Below are 15,113 nucleotides of genomic sequence, written 5' to 3'. Positions count from 1 at the left end.
ACAGACATGACAGCACCCCTCAAGCGCTCCCTGACCCGCCGCCAGCTCATGACACGCAGCGCCGCACTGGCCGCCGCGCCGGCGCTCGTCAGCCCCTGGGCGCTCGCGCAGGACAAGTTTCCCAACCGCCCCATCACGCTGATCGCACCCTGGCCGACGGGCGGCAGCAGCGATGCGGTGATGCGCGCTTTTGCCGAGGCAGCGGGCCGCGCCCTGGGCGGCACGGTGATCGTCGAGAACAAGCCGGGCGCCGGCGGCACGCTGGGGGCGGCGGCCATGGTGCAGGCCAAGCCCGACGGCTACACGCTCACGCAGCTGCCGCTGGGCATCTACCGCATCCCGCACATGCAGAAGACCAGCTTCGACCCGGTCAAGGACATCACGCACATCGTCTGTCTGACCGGCTATACCTTCGGCCTGGCCGCGCGCCCCGATGCACCCTACAAGACGCTCAAGGAAATGGTGGCCTATGCCAAGGCCAATCCCGGCAAGGTCAACTACGGCCACACCGGTACCGGCACCACGCCGCACCTGGCCATCGAGGAGTTCGCATCCAAGGCCGGCATCGTGCTGCAGGACATCCCCTACAAGGGCTCGGCCGAGATCCTGCAAGCCATCCTGGGCGGCCACATCCCGCTCATGAGCGGCACCACCGAGTTCGCGCCTCACGTCGTCGCCGGCAAGCTGAACCTGCTGGCCACGCTGGGCAGCAAGCGCAACAAGGCCTTCCCCGACGTGCCGACGGTCAAGGAAAGCGGCTGGGACACGGTGACCGAGTCGCCCTTCGGTATCGGCGGCCCGAAGAACATGGACCCGGCCCTGGTCAAGGTCCTGCACGATGCTTTCCGCAGAACGCTGGAGGACCAGCGCGTGATCGACACGCTGGACAAGTTCTACATGCCATCGATCTACATGAGCACGGCCGAGTACACGGCCTACGCCGAGCGCACCTTCGCGGCCGAGAAGGCGACGATCGACCGCCTCAAGGCGGCCGGCAAGATCTGAGCGGGCCCGCGGGGCGGCATCAAGCCGTCCTGCGGTTCACCAGCACGATGCCCACGGCCACCAGGGCCATGGCGGCCAGCAGGCTGGGCGTGAGCGGCTCGCCGAGCCAGAGCGCGCCAAACAGCAGCGCGAACAGGGGCGTGAGAAAGGCGAAGGCGGAAATCTTCGTTGCCGGGTAGCGCCCCAGCATCCACATCCACACCAGGTAGCTGGCAAAGGCGCCCACCACCGTCTGCAGCAGCAGCGAAGTGATGGCGAAGGGGCTGAACTGCCAGGTCCAGGTTTCACCCAGGACCAGCGAGAGCAGCGGCAGCACGGCCGCGCTCACGGCCACCTGGTAGAACAGCAGTTTCTCGGGAGAGCTGCGCACCAATGCGCTGGCGCGGATGGTCACGGTCGTCATGCCCCAGGACAGGCCGGCGGCCAGCGCCAGCAGGTCGCCGAGCAGCTGCCCTTCGGTCGTTGGCGCGACAAAGCTCTCGCGCATGGCGAACACCAGGGCGACGAAGGCCAGCAGCAGGCCGAACCACTGGACGGTGCGCAGGCGTTCGGCGTGCACCAGCAGGGGCAGCACCAGGGCCACCCAGAAGGGTGAGGTGTAGAGGAAGACGGTCAGGCGCGAGGCCGTGGTGTGTTGCAGGCCGATGTAGAGGCAGGCGAACTCGCCGGCAAACAGCGCGCCGGCCAGCAGGCCGGGCCCCAGCGTGCCGTCGCGTGCGAACAGGGCCACGCCGCGCCAGCGGCACCAGAGCATCAGCAAGGCGGTGGCGCCGACGAAGCGCAAGGCGGCCTGGAAGATGGGCGGCAGCTCCGGCAGGGTGGCTTTCACCAGCACCTGCTGAAAACCCCAGAACATGCAGCAGGCCAGCAGGACGCCGGCGGCCAGGCCATCGAGGTGGTCCTTGCGTTGCATCATCGCTGGCGTGGGGTCAGAGGGGGTGTTCGGCGTAGAACCTGCCGCCGTGGAAGAGCAGCGGGGAGGCGTCGGCCCGGTGCGTGCAGCGTTCGACCTCGCCGACGAAGATCACGTGGTCGCCCTCTTCATAACGGCTGCGATTGAAGCATTCGAAGGTGGCGGCGGCACCGGCCAGCAGCGGGGCGCCGGCCAGGCCTTCGCTGTGGTCTACCCCGGCCCAGCGGTCCACGCCCTTGGTGGCGAAGCGCTGGGCCAGGGCCTGCTGGTCGGCGGCCAGCACGTTGATGGCGTAATGCGAACCGGTGCTGAACACGGCCATGGAGGCGGCTGCGTGCGCCAGGCTCCAGAGTACCAGTGGCGGGTTCAGGGAGACCGAGTTGAAGGAGTTGGCCGTCAGGCCGACGAGCTTGCCGTTGGCTGCGCGCGCGGTGACGATGGTGACGCCGGTGGCAAACATGCCCAGGGCGGCTCGGAACTCGGCCTGGGTGAAGCTCGGCGGGCGGGCGCGCGAGCCCGGGGAGGAAACTGACATCCGTGCAATTTACCTGAAATCGGGGGCGCCATAGAATGCCGGCATGCGTTTCTGGAAATGGATGGCGGCCGCGACCGTGCCGCTGTTGCTGGTCGATGGCGTGCGCGCTGCTGACCGGGCGTGCGACGAGTTTTACGCCCGTCTGCCGAACGTGAGCTGGGCCCTGTGCCAGGCCGCTGGCCTTCAAGTCAGCGAGGGCCGCAGCGTCAAGGGCCGGATGATCTACACGCGCGACGTGCAGCCTGCCACGGCGCGCCTGCGCGTGCTGGTGATCGGCGGCATGCATGGCGACGAGCTGTCATCGGCTTCGGTGGCGCTGCACTGGATCCGGCTGGCCCAGGACGCGAACGAGCCCATCCACTGGCGTTTCATCCCCGCGCTCAACCCCGACGGCCTCTTCGACAAGCCGGCGCGCCGCGTCAATGCCAATGGTGTCGACCTCAACCGCAATTTCCCCACGCCCAACTGGGAGCGCGATGCGGCCTTCTACTGGGAAAAGCGCACCCGCAAGGACCCGCGCCGCTGGCCGGGCAAGACGCCGCTGAGCGAGCCCGAGAGCCGTTACCTGCACGACGAGATGCAGCGCTTCAAGCCCAACCTGATCGTCAGCATCCACGCGCCTTATGGTGTGCTGGATTTCGACGGCCCGATCGAGCCACCGCGTCGCCTGGGACGGCTCTACCTGGACCAGGTGGGCATCTTCCCCGGCTCGCTGGGCCACTACGGTGGCGTGCACAAGGGCATGCCCGTGGTGACGATCGAGCTGCCCAGCGCCTTGCTGACCCCGCGCAACGTGGAGATCCAGCGTATGTGGCAAGATTTGAGGCAATGGATGGGCGTGACCTGGGCGGGCGCCATGGCGGACGGCGCCCAGAGCACCCTGCAACGTTGAATGGGCAAGACCCTGGAGCCGTGTTGTCATGCTTGAACAGAAGAACTTCCGCAAGATCGGCTGTGCCGAATGTGCGGCCGGGGCCGGCCTGGGCTTCGATTTCGCCATGGCCTTCCAGCCCATCGTGCACGCCAGCACGCAGACCGTCTATGCGCAGGAGGCGCTGGTGCGCGGCCTGCAGGGAGAACCGGCCGCCCAGGTCTTCCAGCATGTCAACGAAGACAACCGGTATGCCTTCGACCAGGCCTGCCGCGTCAAGGCCATCCAGCTGGCGGCCGAACTGCAGGTGCCCTCGCTGATCAGCATCAACTTCATGCCCAACGCGGTGTACCGGCCCGAGCTGTGCATACGCACCACGATCGAGGCGGCCGAAACGTACAACTTTCCGATCCGGCAGATCATTTTCGAGTTCACGGAGAACGAGTACATCACCGACCTGGGCCATGTGCGCAACATCGTGCGCCACTACAAGGAGCGAGGCTTCCTGACGGCACTGGACGATTTCGGCGCGGGGCATGCGGGCCTGAACCTGCTGGCGGAGATCCAGACCGATCTGATCAAGCTGGATATGGCGCTGATCCGCGGGATCGATCACGACCGGCGGCGACAGGCCATCGTGCGGGGCATGATGGCGGTCTGCCGTGAGCTTTCCATCCAGGTGATTGCCGAGGGCATCGAGACGCGCGAGGAGTACCTGGCGCTGCAGGATCTCGGGGTGGAACTCTTCCAGGGGTATTACTTCGCCAGGCCGGCGTTCCGGTCCCTGGCGGAGCTGCCGTCACCTGCCGCGTTTGGCCGGTGACGGCTGGCGGGTGCGGCTCAGCGCACCAGCAGCACGGGCACCGAGCAGTGCGCCAGCACCTGCGTGGCGACCGACCCCAGCACCAGATTGCCCAGGGCGCTGTGGCCGTGCGAGCCCATGACGACCAGGTCGAACTTGCCGGACTCGGCAGCCTTGGCGATGGTCTCGCCGGCATGGCCGACCTTCCACTGGCTCTTGGCCTCGATGCCATGGCGGGCGAGGAACTTGGACACCGGGCCCACGATCTTCTCGGCTTCTTCGGTGTGGTACTTGTCGACGATTTCCTTGCCGACAGCCGCGCGCGCACGGGGGGGCAACTGGGGCTGGGCCGTAAAAATGGTGTAGCTGTTGTCTGCGCTGAACAGGCTGTCATGCGTGGTCAGGTAGGCCAGCATCTTCTTGGTGTACTCGCTGCCATCAACGGCCAGAAGAATTTTCATGGGGGATTTCCTTTCTTTTCGGTGTACCGGAGTTTATCGGGCCGATCGTACGACCGATTGACCCTGGTCAAAAAGAAGGGGTAATACTTATTCGTCCTGCCGACGCTGTTGCGGCAGGTGCGCGAGCACCTCGCGCAGCCACGCGTGCGCGCCGCTGTGCTGCAGGCGCCGGTGCCATAGCGCATCGACGTGCACGGCCGGGACCTTGAAGGGCAATTCGCGCAGCACCAGCTGGTCGGCGATGCCGGTCACGCTCACGAAATGCCGCGGCAGCACGGTCAGCAGATCGGACGTCGCCACCACGCGGCCGGCTGTGAAGAACTGGTTGACGGTAAGCACGATGTGGCGTTGCCGACCCAGTCCGGCCAGCGCCTCGTCGATGAAGCCGTAGGGCCGGCCCGAGAAGCTGACCAGCAGGTGGCGCGCTGCGCAATAACGGTCCAGCGTCAGCTCCTCGCGGGCCAGGGGATGGTCGCGCCGCATCACGCAGACATAGTTGCTGAGGTAGAGGCGCTGGTGCTCGAAGGCCACGGTCTCACCGGCCTGGGCCTGGGCCGTCAGTGAGGCCAGCACGGCCGGAAAGTAGCCGATGGCCAGGTCGGCTGCCTCCTCGTCGAGCAGACGGCGCGGATCGCGCGTGGTCAGCGGCACCACGCGGATGGTCACGCCCGGGGCCTCGCGGTCGATGACGGCGATCAGGCCGGGGATCAGTTCGGCGGCCGTGGCGTCGGCCATGGCCAGCACGAAGGTGGTGTTGGCCTGACCGGGCACGAAGTTGCCCGGCGCCAGCGTCTCCTGCAAAGCCTGCAGGGCCTGCTGCACCGTCGGCCACAAGGCCAGGGCGCGCGGCGTGGGCTCCAGGCCCTGGCCGCTGCGGCGCAGGAGTTCGTCGCCCAGTACGGTACGCAGACGGCGCAGTGCGTTGCTGACGGCTGGTTGAGTGAGTGCTAGCTTGCTGGCTGCCTTGGTCAGGCTGCGCTCGGTCATGACCTCGTTGAACACACGCAGCAGATTCAGATCCAGGGTGCGGAAGTTGAGTTCAGCCATGGGGAGATAATATATCACCATCATGAATGACGCTCATCATTAATATAAAGTTGAACAACAGTAGTAAAAACCCTAACATTCCCGCATTGCAGCAAAGATCTCAACCAGGAGGTTCACCATGAACAACAGTTTCGTACACCTTGAGTACCCGACCCGTCATCCGGGCGTGGAGCGCATGGAGCGTGTGATGCACAGCGCCGGCATCCTGCGCAAGGGCTTGGACGCGACACGCGGCTTGGCCGGCGTGCTGTTGGCCGCCATGGTGGCGACCCTGGTGGTGGTGGCTGACCAGCTCATGGAAACCTGGGCGGATGGTCACCTGCTGGCCGCCTGGGTGCTGATGTGGGTGATCGGTTTTGCGGCCCTGGCCCTGTTGGCCCCGACGGCGCGCAGCCTGGCTGGCCGCGTCATGGTCGGCCTGGACGGCTGGTCGCAAGGCCTGGCCCGTCGCCGTGCCGACGAGCGTCTGTGGGATCTGGCCCGCAAGGACCCCCGCGTGATGGCCGATATCCAGGCGGCAGCCAGCCGCGTCCAGGATGACGCCGAAGATGCCGTGGCCAGCGAGACGGTGGTCCCGGTGGTGAATTACGCTGCTGCGGGTCGCGTCGCACGCCTGACGAATCGCATCTGGAACGAGTAAGACCAGGCCGGTCTACCGCAGCGCGCGGCCATGGGCCGCAAGAAAAAGCCACCGCATGCGGTGGCTTTTTCTCATGTGCAGGGGCAAGCTCCCGGTGATAATCGGGCTGCATAGCCAGGATGGGAAGCGAGTGTCTCGTCTGTAAACTAGAGATTCATAAACACATGGGCATGCCCTTTTCTATCGGCCGGACCTTGTTTGCGCAAATGCCGCCGAGTATCGTGATCAACGAACCCCTGCCACGCTGGAAAGCCATGGTGCTGGGCGGGTTCAGGATGGCCGGCCTGGTGCTGGTCTGTGCGGCGCTGTTCTACGCGGGGATTCTTTTCGAGCGGTACCGGCAGCGGGTGGCCGGGTCGGCCCCAGTCGCCGTGTCTGCACCCCAGCCCGGGGACCCGCAGAAAGCGGCACAGCCGGAGCGCAGCATCCCGGCCGCAGCGAAGCCGGATGTGATGGAGTTGCGCAAGCTCGAAGGCCTGGACATCCAGGCATTCCAGGTCGTACGCGACAACGCCGTTCCGGGCCAGTTGCGCTACGAGTTCACCATTTCCAACGAGGGGCGCCTTTATGAGGGCACGCTGGAGTTCCTGGTCCAGGGAACCCTGGAGGGGCGTCCCACGCTATGGGAGTACCCCCCCGCGGGGCAGCGAACCGCGGGCAACGCCCAGATGCGGGTCGGGCGGTACATCAAGACCGAAGGCAAGATCCAGCTGCCGCCAGGCCTGGTGCCCGAGGCGGTCGCGCTCAGGCTGCGCGAGCCTTCCGGAAACGTCCGCGCCAGCCGGGGCGTCAGCGTGGCGCCACCAGAGCAGAACTGAAGGCCGGCCAGCCAGCCGCTGGCTGACGCACCCTGTAAAAAAGCCACCGCTCGCGGTGGCTTTTTACTTGCCGGCGGCAGCCGGATCAGCCGGCGGTCAGCAGCTTTTCGATGCGCTGGCGTGTATCGCGCAGGGCCTTGGGCAGGCGTGCATCGATCTGCTCGAACAGCGTGTCGTGCAGCTTGAGCTCGCTGAGCCAGAGCTGCTTGTCGATGCTGGTCACAGCGTGGAACTGCTCGGGCGTGAAGTCCAGGCCCTTCCAGTTGACTTCGTCGTAGCTCGGGGTCAGGCCGTAGAAGTGCTCCTTGCCCTGGACCTCGTCCTCGATGCGGTCGATCATCCACTTGAGCACGCGCATGTTCTCGCCGTAGCCGGGCCAGACGAACTTGCCGTCCTCACCCTTGCGGAACCAGTTGGTCGTGAAGATGGACGGCAGGCGGCCGCCCTGCGCGGCAACCTTCTCGCCCAGGTTGAGCCAGTGCTGGAAGTAGTCACCCATGTGGTAGCCGGTGAAGGGCAGCATGGCAAACGGGTCACGGCGCACCACGCCCTGCTGGCCGATGATGGCCGCCGTGGTTTCCGAACCCATGGTGGCGGCCATGTAGACGCCTTCCACCCAGTTGCGGGCCTCGGTCACCAGCGGCACGGTGTTGGAACGGCGACCACCGAAGATGAAGGCGTCGATGGTCACGCCTTTGGGGTTGTCCCATTCGGGGTCCAGGGCCGGGTTGTTGGTGGCGGCCACGGTGAAACGCGAATTCGGGTGGGCCGCCTTGGCGCCGGTTTCCTTGGCGATCTGGGGTGTCCAGTCCAAGCCCCGCCAGTCGATGGCGTGGGCCGGCGCCGCGCCGTCCATGCCTTCCCACCAGACATCGCCGTCGTCGGTCAGAGCGACGTTGGTGTAGATCACATCGCTCTTGAGCGATTCCATGCAGTTCGGGTTGGTCTTGTAGTTGGTACCGGGGGCCACGCCGAAGTAGCCGGCTTCCGGGTTGATGGCGTACATGCGGCCATCCTTGCCCGGCTTGATCCAGGCAATGTCGTCACCGATGGTGGTGACCTTCCAGCCCTCGAAGCCCGTCGGCGGGACCAGCATGGAGAAATTGGTCTTGCCGCAGGCGCTGGGGAAGGCGGCGGCCACGTGGTACTTCTTGCCCTTGGGGCTGGTCACGCCCAGGATCAGCATGTGCTCGGCCAGCCAGCCTTCGTCGCGGCCCATGTTGGAGGCGATGCGCAGCGCGAAGCACTTCTTGCCCAGCAGCGCGTTGCCGCCGTAGCCGGAACCGTAGGACCAGATCTCGCGCGTTTCGGGGTAGTGCACGATGTACTTGGTCTGGTTGCAGGGCCACTTGCTGTCCTGCTGGCCCGGCTGCAGCGGCGCGCCCACGGTGTGCATGGCCGGCACGAAATCGCCGTCCGTGCCCAGCACCTCGAAGACGGGCTTGCCCATGCGTGTCATGAGCTTCATGTTGACGGCCACGTAGGCGCTGTCGGAGAGTTCGACACCAATGTGGGCGATGTCGCTGCCCAGCGGGCCCATGGAGAAGGGCACCACGTACATGGTGCGGCCCTTCATGCAGCCGTTGAAGAGGGCGGGCGTGCCATCGGCCTTGCCGTACTGCAGCAGCGCACGCATCTCGGTCGGCTCGACCCAGTTGTTGGTCGGGCCGGCATCGTCCTTGCGGGCCGAGCAGATGAAGGTGCGGTCTTCCACGCGCGCCACGTCGCTGGCGTCGGAGCGGCACAGGAAGCTGTTGGGGCGCTTGGCTTCGTTGAGCCTGGTGAACGTGCCGGCCTGGACCAGTTGCTCGCACAGGCGCTGGTACTCTTCGTCGCTGCCGTCGCACCAGTAGATGGCGTCGGGCTTGCACAGGGCGGCCATGTCGGCCACCCAGGCCAGCAGCCGGGCGTGTTTCACATGGCTCGGTGCATTGAGGTGTAGGCCCTGCATCACGGGGGAATTCATGGATTAGGCTCCTGGTTATGGTGATCTCTTCGAAACCGGCCCGCGAGGGGTGGCCCGCAACTGCCGGAAAATGCCTGGCACCAAGGGCCTCAAGAGGCGGCTGGCACCGCTGTGCGGGCCATTGTATGAAGTGGATCCCGGGTTACATCCGGGTTACAGCCGAAATCCATGCAAAACATGCATAACTTTATGCCTCATCAAAAACAGACTTCCAAAGCAAGCCCGGGCCTGCGGCGGCGGCACTGCCTGGGGCTGCTGGCCCTGGGTCTGGCGGTGCGGCCGAGCTGGGCCAACCCGCCCGTGCTGCGCGTTGCTGCAGCCAGCGACCTGAAGTTTGTACTGGCTCAGCTGCTGGAGACCTTCCAGAGGGAAACGGGCCTCAGGGTCGAGGCCAGTTTTGGATCGTCCGGCAACTTTGCGCGCCAGATCCGGCAGGGGTTGCCGGTGCATCTTTTCATGTCGGCTGACGAGAGCTGGGTCCTGCAGCTGGCCGAGGCGGGTCTGACGCGGCGTCTGCCGGACGGGCTGGCGGATCGCGGTGCTGTCTACGGCCTGGGGCGGATCGCGCTGATCGTGCCGGCGGCCTCGACGCTGCAACTGGACCCGGAACTCAAGGGCTTGCAGGCGGGATGGTCCCAGGTCGGCAAGTTCGCCATCGCCAACCCCGAGCATGCGCCCTATGGGCGGGCCGCCCAGCAAGCACTGGAGAAGCTGGGTGTGTGGAGCCTGGCAAAAACCAGACTGGTGCTGGGCGAGAACATCGCCCAGGCCACCCAGTTCGTCACAACCGGCGCCGCCCAGGCCGGCATCACCGCGCAGGCCCTGGCGCTGGCCCCGGAAGTGGCACGCCAGGTCCGGACCATCCTGCTTCCGGAAAGCCTGCACCAGCCCATGCGCCAGCGCATGGTGCTGCTGAGGGATGCGCCACCCGGTGCCCAGCGCCTGTATGACTATCTGCAGACGCCCGCTGCCCAGGCAGTGTTCCGGCGTTACGGCTTCACCGTCTGATGGCGCAGAGCCCGCGGACATAATCGGCGCATGGACTACCAGGCCGCCCGCGTCTCCCTGCTGCTCGCCGCGGCCACTGCGCTGCTGCTGCTGCCGCCGGGCCTGTGGCTGGCGCGCTGGCTGGCGCTGAGTGCCTGGCGTGGCAAGCCGCTGGTGGAGGCGCTGCTCATGTTGCCGCTGCTGCTCCCCCCCACGGTGATCGGTTTTTACCTGCTGCTGGTCTTCGGCCAGGGCTCGGCGCTCGGTGCCTGGCTGGGCTCGACGCTGAACCTGCGCCTGGTGTTCAGTTTCGAGGGATTGTTGCTGGCCAGTGTGCTGGTCAACCTGCCTTTCATGGTGCAGCCCATCCAGCGTGCCTTTGCCGCCTTGCCGCACAGCCTGCGCGAGGCGGCCTGGGTCTCGGGCCTGAGTGTGTGGCAGACCTTCTGGCGCATCGAGCTGCCGCTGGCCTGGCCCGGCCTGCTGGCCGGTGTGGCGCTGACGGTGGCGCACACCCTGGGCGAATTCGGCGTGGTGCTGATGGTGGGCGGCAGCATCCCGGGCGAGACGCGCACCCTGAGCGTGGCCATCTATGACCGGGTCCAGGCCTTCGACCTGGCTGGCGCCCACGGCATGGCCCTGGCGCTGGTGCTGTTCTCGCTGCTGGCGCTGGCGCTGGTCTTTGCAGCGGACCGGCGCCAGGCGGCGGCGCGCACCTTGCAGGAGCGTTGATGGGCAGGCTCCAGGTCCGGCTGCAGAACCAGGCGCCGATGCCGCTGGCGGCCGAGTTCGAGTGTGCCGCCGGGGAACTGATTGCGCTGGTCGGCCCTTCGGGCAGCGGCAAGACCTCGCTATTGCGCGCGGTCGCTGGTCTGCTGCGCGCGCCGCAACTGCAGGGCACAGTCCAGGTCGGGGATCGGTTCTGGTTCGACAGTTCGCGTGGCATCCACCTGACACCGCAACAGCGCCGCGTGGGCCTGGTGTTCCAGCACTACGCCCTGTTTCCGCATCTCACTGCGCTGGAGAACGTGGCCGTGGCCTGCCCGTCCAGCCTGGACATCCGGCAGGACGCCTCCTTGCGTGCCCTGTTCGAGCGGCTCGGCCTGGCCGGGCTGGAGCAGCGGCGGCCGGCCCAGCTCTCGGGCGGCCAGCAGCAGCGCGTGGCGCTGGCCCGGGCCCTGCGCCGCATCCTGCGGCCGCAGGATGGCCGTGTCGAGCAGGGCGGCGTGCTGCTGCTCGACGAGCCTTTTTCCGCCGTGGACGCGCCGACGCGCCAGACGCTGTACCGCGAACTCGCCGCGCTGCGCCAGCAGGTCTCCACCCCCATGGTGCTGGTCACGCACGATCTGTCGGAAGCGCGCCGCCTGGCCGATCGCGTCGTGATCGTCGATGCCGGGGCCACCCTGCAAAGCGGACCGCCGGAGCGCGTGTTTTCCAGCCCACGCAATGCCCGCGTGGCCGATCTGGTGGGCATCCAGAACCATTTCCGCGGCCGCTTCCTGCGCCAGCCGGGTGACCGGGGTGTGTTGCGCTGGGAGGGCCGGGATGGCGCCGGGCTGGATCTGCAGGTGATCGACAAGCACCGCCTGGACGATGGCGTGGCGGTGACCTGGGTGCTGGCAGGCGAGCACGTGGATGTGCTCTTGCCGGATGCGGCCGCGCTGGCTGACGATACGCACAACCGGCTGTTGTGCACACTGGTGGAGGTGTTGGCCCTGGGCGAAACCAGCCTGTGCGCGCTGGTGCCCGAAGGCCTGTCTTCGGAAAAGCTGACGCTCAACCTGTCGACCGCTCAACTGCGGCGACTGGGATCGGGCGTGGGGGGAAAGCTGCTGGTGCAGATCCCCCGGCAGGGGATCCACATCATGCCTCAGCGCACGGGCGGCTGAGGCGCCGGGCTCAGGCCATGAAGACGGCGATGAAGGCCAGCAGGAAGATCATCAGGGCGCCGAGCACCGGAATCACGACCGGGATGGAGTGCACGATGCTTTCGATCGGATCAGCGGACGGGGACGGCTTGTGGGACATGGTGTTTCCTCAATAGACGGGTAATCGACTGCGCGCATTTTACATGGTGCGCGCGGTAGACCCGAGGCCGTCAACCGGCAAGCGTGTACTGCAGCGGCGCGAAAGTCAAGCGCCATCCGGCCGGGCGGTCATGGCCGGGCGGGGCTTCCCAGCGGTCGTGGTCTGCGCTATCGTGAATGCGTCCAGGGAGCAGGTCCTGATGGAGGGCATTGCATGGTCAAGCGATTGACGATCGACAAGGCATACGGGCCCTTGCTGGCCTCACCCGGCCTGCGCGATGCGCCGGTGCTGGACCTGATGTGTTCGCATTTCGTGCTGACCCTGGTGAGCCGCATGGGTGGCGCCTTCAACGCGCGGCGCGACCTGCACGGCGTGATCGACCTGGCGGGCCGGCACCTTGTCTGGCCGCAGCCGGTGCTGCAACGTCTGCGTGACTACCTAGCCTGGCGCTGCGCGGGCAACGAGCACTGGACCGGCCACGAAACCCTGGACATGGAGGGCTTCCTGGCGCGTTACGGCGACTGGCGCGGGCCTTACGAGGAAGGCACACTGTTCTTCTACCTGGATGACTACGCCAAAAGCCAGCCGCGTGATCTGCTGGCGGTGCTGGGCGCCACTGGCGACTGGCTGCGCCAGACCCTGAAGAAGCAGTCGACGCTGGTGCAGAAGAACATCGACGCCCTCGCTAAGCTGCTGCAGCTCAACCAGGCCGAGCGCGCGCTGCTGCTCTACGGCACGCTGACGCGCTACCAGCGCGAGTTGCGCAGCCTGCTGGTGGAGTTCAAGGTCAACAATGCCGCCGAGGCCTACGCCGTCATCGCCGAAGTGGCCGGCGTCAAGGCCGAGGAGGTGGGCGAGGCGTTGCGCACCGGCTCGCGGCTGGAGCGCATCGGCCTGGTCGACAACCTGATCTCCGAGCACAACATCACCGACCTGGCCGACCTGATGAAGGTCAGCGAGAAGCTGCCGCCGGTGCTCATGCGCGCCTACCGCGACCAGGCCGAGCTGATGGCCGTTTTCACCCGCCCGGCTAGCAAGAGCGGCCTGGCGCTGGAGGACTTTGCCTTTGTCGGCGAGGAGGCGCAGATGCTGACCACCCTGCTGCGCAACGCCGTGGCGCGGCGCGAGGTGGGCGTGAACGTGCTGCTCTACGGCCCGCCGGGGACCGGCAAGACCGAATTGGCCAAGGTGGCGGCTCAGGCCGCCGGGCTGGAGCTGTTCGAAGTGGAGTACGCGGACCGCGACGGCAATTCACTCAGCGGGCGCGAGCGCTACCGCTCGCTGCAGATCGCGCAGGTCTTCCTCAAGGGCAGCGCGCAATCGGCCCTGCTGTTCGATGAGGTGGAAGACGTCTTCCCGCCCATCTCCAGCGAGGCGGCCCAGCTGCTGGTGCGCGCCGAGAAGTCCGGGGCACCGGCGTCCAGCAGCGTCAGCGGCAAGGCCTGGGTCAACCAGATCCTGGAATCCAACGCCGTGCCCACGGTCTGGGTGACCAACCGCATCGAGCAGATCGACCCGGCCTTCCGCCGGCGTTTTGCCTACCACCTGGAGCTGAAATCGCCGCCCCCAGGTGCGCGCGAACAGCTGGTGCACCGGGCCCTGGAGGGGGTGGCCGTGTCCGACGCCTTCGTGGCCCGCCTGGTGGCGCGCAAGGGGCTGACCCCGGCCCAGATCCATACCGCCGTGCGTTTTGCCGGCCTAGTCGTCCCGGCGCCCGAAGCGGCGAACGCCCAGGGGGGGCTGGAGGCGCTGATCGAACGGCAGTTGCGCAATGCCGACCTGGCTCTGGGCAGCCGGCGCGAAAACGTACCGGCGCGTCCGCAGGACACGCACTACGACCTGGCCCTGCTGAACGTGGAGAGCCGTTTCGAGTTGCCGCGCATGGTGCAGGCCTTGCAGACGCGCGGCCACGGCAGCCTGTGCTTCTACGGCCCGCCGGGCAGCGGCAAGACGGCATTGGCTGCCCACCTGGCCGAGCAGATGGGGCGGCCGCTGATGATCCGCCAGGCCAGCGACCTGGTCAGCAAGTTCATCGGCGAGACCGAGCAGAACATGGCCGCCATGTTCGCCGAGGCCGAGGCCGAGAACGCCGTGCTGCTGCTGGACGAGGCCGACAGCTTTTTGCAGGACCGGCGCGGTGCCCAGCGCACCTACGAGGTGACCGAGGTCAACGAGATGCTGCAAGGCATGGAGCGCCACAAGGGGGTTTTCATCTGTACCACCAACCTGTTCGACCGCATCGACCAGGCGGCGCTGCGGCGTTTCACCTTCAAGATCCGCTTCAAGGCGCTGACGCGCGAGCAGCGCCATGCCATGTTCGTGACCGAGGCCCTGGGTGGTCAGGCCGATCAGCTCAGCCCCGAGTTGCAGCACCGGCTGGACTTGCTGGACCAGCTCTGTCTGGGTGATTTTGCTGCGGTGCAGCGTCAAGCCGGCATCCTGGGGGGCGGTTTCGATGCGCTGGAATTCCTGGAACAGCTCGAGGCCGAGCACCGCATCAAGCCCGAAGTGCGGGAAAGCCGCAGCGTCGGTTTCATGCAATAACCCCCAGGAATCCAGGGACTTGTTGCGCCTGGATACAGCCTGTCGGCCTGGTCCAGCAGGCCTATGTCAACCGTTTACATGGCTCAGGCGTCATAGGTCCATGGCGGGCGCCGGAATGGGCTGCCGGGACGGTCCCGGCAAGATCACCGAAGTCGTTGGACCCGCAGCAGAGGACTTTATGACCATGCGCAAAGACATCATCAAAGTGCCGGAAAAAGGCACCTACAAGTGGCAGCTTTTCAAGCAGTGGACCGACGAGTTCCGCCAGACCCAGGCGGACCATGTGGCCTACATCGCCCTGCACTTGGCCGGCGTGCTGGAGCCCTGCCGCACCAAGTTCGACAAGCTCATGCAGCACCACCGCCAGCAGCTGTGCGACAGTTCCAAGATGCAGCGCCATAGCCGCGCCATCGAACGCCTACAGAACACCATGTCCGCCGCGGCCATGTCCTATGAAAGCAACTTCCGCCGCCACTGAGCGGGAAACCAGGCCGTC

16 protein-coding genes are annotated in these 15,113 nt (G+C 66.6%); 10 read left to right on the top strand and 6 right to left on the bottom strand.

Annotated elements, in window-relative coordinates; all coding sequences use genetic code 11:
* The first annotated feature begins 6 nt into the window (after nt 1-6).
* Nucleotides 7-1,005: a tripartite tricarboxylate transporter substrate binding protein gene (locus AO057_RS03070; protein ID WP_082605389.1), complete on the top strand. Its 999-nt coding sequence runs from the start codon at nt 7-9 to the stop codon at nt 1,003-1,005.
* 19 nt (nt 1,006-1,024) lie between these two features.
* Here AO057_RS03070 and AO057_RS03065 read toward each other — a convergent pair whose 3' ends face one another.
* Nucleotides 1,025-1,921 (bottom strand): DMT family transporter, encoded by an 897-nt coding sequence (locus AO057_RS03065; RefSeq protein ID WP_057674250.1) that lies wholly within the window; start codon nt 1,919-1,921, stop codon nt 1,025-1,027.
* A 13-nt stretch (nt 1,922-1,934) separates the two neighbouring features.
* Nucleotides 1,935-2,453 carry a flavin reductase family protein gene (locus tag AO057_RS03060; protein WP_057674249.1) on the bottom strand — a complete coding sequence of 173 codons (519 nt, stop codon included), beginning with the start codon at nt 2,451-2,453 and terminating at the stop codon, nt 1,935-1,937.
* Nucleotides 2,454-2,496: 43 nt separating this feature from the next.
* Between AO057_RS03060 and AO057_RS03055 the strand changes: the two genes are divergently transcribed.
* Complete coding sequence (locus tag AO057_RS03055) at nt 2,497-3,345, top strand: M14 family murein peptide amidase A (protein WP_082605388.1); 849 nt, start codon at nt 2,497-2,499, stop codon at nt 3,343-3,345.
* 28 nt (nt 3,346-3,373) lie between these two features.
* Nucleotides 3,374-4,147 (top strand): EAL domain-containing protein, encoded by a 774-nt coding sequence (locus AO057_RS03050; protein WP_057674248.1) that lies wholly within the window; start codon nt 3,374-3,376, stop codon nt 4,145-4,147.
* Between the two features lie 17 nt (nt 4,148-4,164).
* Here the strand turns inward: AO057_RS03050 and AO057_RS03045 are convergent, their stop codons facing one another.
* Complete coding sequence (locus tag AO057_RS03045) at nt 4,165-4,587, bottom strand: universal stress protein (protein ID WP_057674247.1); 423 nt, start codon at nt 4,585-4,587, stop codon at nt 4,165-4,167.
* An 87-nt stretch (nt 4,588-4,674) separates the two neighbouring features.
* Nucleotides 4,675-5,634 (bottom strand): LysR family transcriptional regulator, encoded by a 960-nt coding sequence (locus tag AO057_RS03040; protein WP_057674246.1) that lies wholly within the window; start codon nt 5,632-5,634, stop codon nt 4,675-4,677.
* Between the two features lie 118 nt (nt 5,635-5,752).
* Between AO057_RS03040 and AO057_RS03035 the strand changes: the two genes are divergently transcribed.
* Nucleotides 5,753-6,274: a hypothetical protein gene (locus tag AO057_RS03035; RefSeq protein WP_205629990.1), complete on the top strand. Its 522-nt coding sequence runs from the start codon at nt 5,753-5,755 to the stop codon at nt 6,272-6,274.
* A 206-nt stretch (nt 6,275-6,480) separates the two neighbouring features.
* The gene (locus AO057_RS03030) at nt 6,481-7,092 is read left to right on the top strand and encodes a DUF6776 family protein (RefSeq protein WP_156404456.1); all 612 of its coding nucleotides are present in this window, start codon (nt 6,481-6,483) and stop codon (nt 7,090-7,092) included.
* An 85-nt stretch (nt 7,093-7,177) separates the two neighbouring features.
* On the opposite strand, the gene AO057_RS03025 is transcribed toward AO057_RS03030, so the two are convergent.
* Nucleotides 7,178-9,058 (bottom strand): phosphoenolpyruvate carboxykinase (GTP), encoded by a 1,881-nt coding sequence (locus AO057_RS03025; protein ID WP_057674244.1) that lies wholly within the window; start codon nt 9,056-9,058, stop codon nt 7,178-7,180.
* Between the two features lie 189 nt (nt 9,059-9,247).
* On the opposite strand from AO057_RS03025, the gene modA reads away from it, so the two are divergent.
* The 3 genes from modA to AO057_RS03010 are packed head-to-tail and all read left to right on the top strand — an operon-like array spanning nt 9,248 to nt 11,934.
* Entirely contained in the window at nt 9,248-10,066 is an 819-nt protein-coding gene (modA, locus tag AO057_RS03020) for a molybdate ABC transporter substrate-binding protein (RefSeq protein ID WP_057674243.1), read from the top strand.
* Between the two features lie 30 nt (nt 10,067-10,096).
* Nucleotides 10,097-10,777, top strand: coding sequence for a molybdate ABC transporter permease subunit (gene modB / locus AO057_RS03015; RefSeq protein ID WP_057674242.1), 681 nt, complete (start codon nt 10,097-10,099; stop codon nt 10,775-10,777).
* Nucleotides 10,777-11,934, top strand: coding sequence for an ABC transporter ATP-binding protein (locus AO057_RS03010; RefSeq protein ID WP_057674241.1), 1,158 nt, complete (start codon nt 10,777-10,779; stop codon nt 11,932-11,934). The genes modB and AO057_RS03010 overlap by 1 nt, the downstream gene beginning before the upstream one ends.
* A 10-nt stretch (nt 11,935-11,944) precedes the next feature.
* On the opposite strand, the gene AO057_RS18395 is transcribed toward AO057_RS03010, so the two are convergent.
* Complete coding sequence (locus AO057_RS18395) at nt 11,945-12,073, bottom strand: hypothetical protein (protein ID WP_256380078.1); 129 nt, start codon at nt 12,071-12,073, stop codon at nt 11,945-11,947.
* 213 nt (nt 12,074-12,286) lie between these two features.
* On the opposite strand from AO057_RS18395, the gene AO057_RS03005 reads away from it, so the two are divergent.
* Both AO057_RS03005 and AO057_RS03000 read left to right on the top strand, forming a co-directional pair.
* Nucleotides 12,287-14,617, top strand: a complete 2,331-nt coding sequence (locus AO057_RS03005) for an ATP-binding protein (protein WP_057674240.1) — start codon at nt 12,287-12,289, stop codon at nt 14,615-14,617.
* Nucleotides 14,618-14,795: 178 nt separating this feature from the next.
* Nucleotides 14,796-15,095 carry a hypothetical protein gene (locus AO057_RS03000; RefSeq protein WP_057674239.1) on the top strand — a complete coding sequence of 100 codons (300 nt, stop codon included), beginning with the start codon at nt 14,796-14,798 and terminating at the stop codon, nt 15,093-15,095.
* The last annotated feature ends 18 nt before the right edge of the window (nt 15,096-15,113 follow it).

The sequence above is a fragment of the Curvibacter sp. PAE-UM genome (assembly GCF_001432305.1).
Classification (GTDB): domain Bacteria; phylum Pseudomonadota; class Gammaproteobacteria; order Burkholderiales; family Burkholderiaceae_C; genus Hylemonella.
The sequence above is the reverse complement of the archived record's forward strand: the minus strand, read 5'-3'. Positions and strand labels throughout refer to the sequence as shown.

Bases quoted from the DNA above. Each gene is read 5' to 3' on its own strand.
- AO057_RS03070 (WP_082605389.1), top strand. From the start codon at position 7: ATGACAGCACCCCTCAAGCGCTCCCTGACCCGCCGCCAGCTCATGACA.
- AO057_RS03065 (WP_057674250.1), bottom strand. From the start codon at position 1,921: ATGATGCAACGCAAGGACCACCTCGATGGCCTGGCCGCCGGCGTCCTG.
- AO057_RS03060 (WP_057674249.1), bottom strand. From the start codon at position 2,453: ATGTCAGTTTCCTCCCCGGGCTCGCGCGCCCGCCCGCCGAGCTTCACC.
- AO057_RS03055 (WP_082605388.1), top strand. From the start codon at position 2,497: ATGCGTTTCTGGAAATGGATGGCGGCCGCGACCGTGCCGCTGTTGCTG.
- AO057_RS03050 (WP_057674248.1), top strand. From the start codon at position 3,374: ATGCTTGAACAGAAGAACTTCCGCAAGATCGGCTGTGCCGAATGTGCG.
- AO057_RS03045 (WP_057674247.1), bottom strand. From the start codon at position 4,587: ATGAAAATTCTTCTGGCCGTTGATGGCAGCGAGTACACCAAGAAGATG.
- AO057_RS03040 (WP_057674246.1), bottom strand. From the start codon at position 5,634: ATGGCTGAACTCAACTTCCGCACCCTGGATCTGAATCTGCTGCGTGTG.
- AO057_RS03035 (WP_205629990.1), top strand. From the start codon at position 5,753: ATGAACAACAGTTTCGTACACCTTGAGTACCCGACCCGTCATCCGGGC.
- AO057_RS03030 (WP_156404456.1), top strand. From the start codon at position 6,481: ATGCCGCCGAGTATCGTGATCAACGAACCCCTGCCACGCTGGAAAGCC.
- AO057_RS03025 (WP_057674244.1), bottom strand. From the start codon at position 9,058: ATGAATTCCCCCGTGATGCAGGGCCTACACCTCAATGCACCGAGCCAT.
- modA (WP_057674243.1), top strand. From the start codon at position 9,248: ATGCCTCATCAAAAACAGACTTCCAAAGCAAGCCCGGGCCTGCGGCGG.
- modB (WP_057674242.1), top strand. From the start codon at position 10,097: ATGGACTACCAGGCCGCCCGCGTCTCCCTGCTGCTCGCCGCGGCCACT.
- AO057_RS03010 (WP_057674241.1), top strand. From the start codon at position 10,777: ATGGGCAGGCTCCAGGTCCGGCTGCAGAACCAGGCGCCGATGCCGCTG.
- AO057_RS18395 (WP_256380078.1), bottom strand. From the start codon at position 12,073: ATGTCCCACAAGCCGTCCCCGTCCGCTGATCCGATCGAAAGCATCGTG.
- AO057_RS03005 (WP_057674240.1), top strand. From the start codon at position 12,287: ATGGTCAAGCGATTGACGATCGACAAGGCATACGGGCCCTTGCTGGCC.
- AO057_RS03000 (WP_057674239.1), top strand. From the start codon at position 14,796: ATGACCATGCGCAAAGACATCATCAAAGTGCCGGAAAAAGGCACCTAC.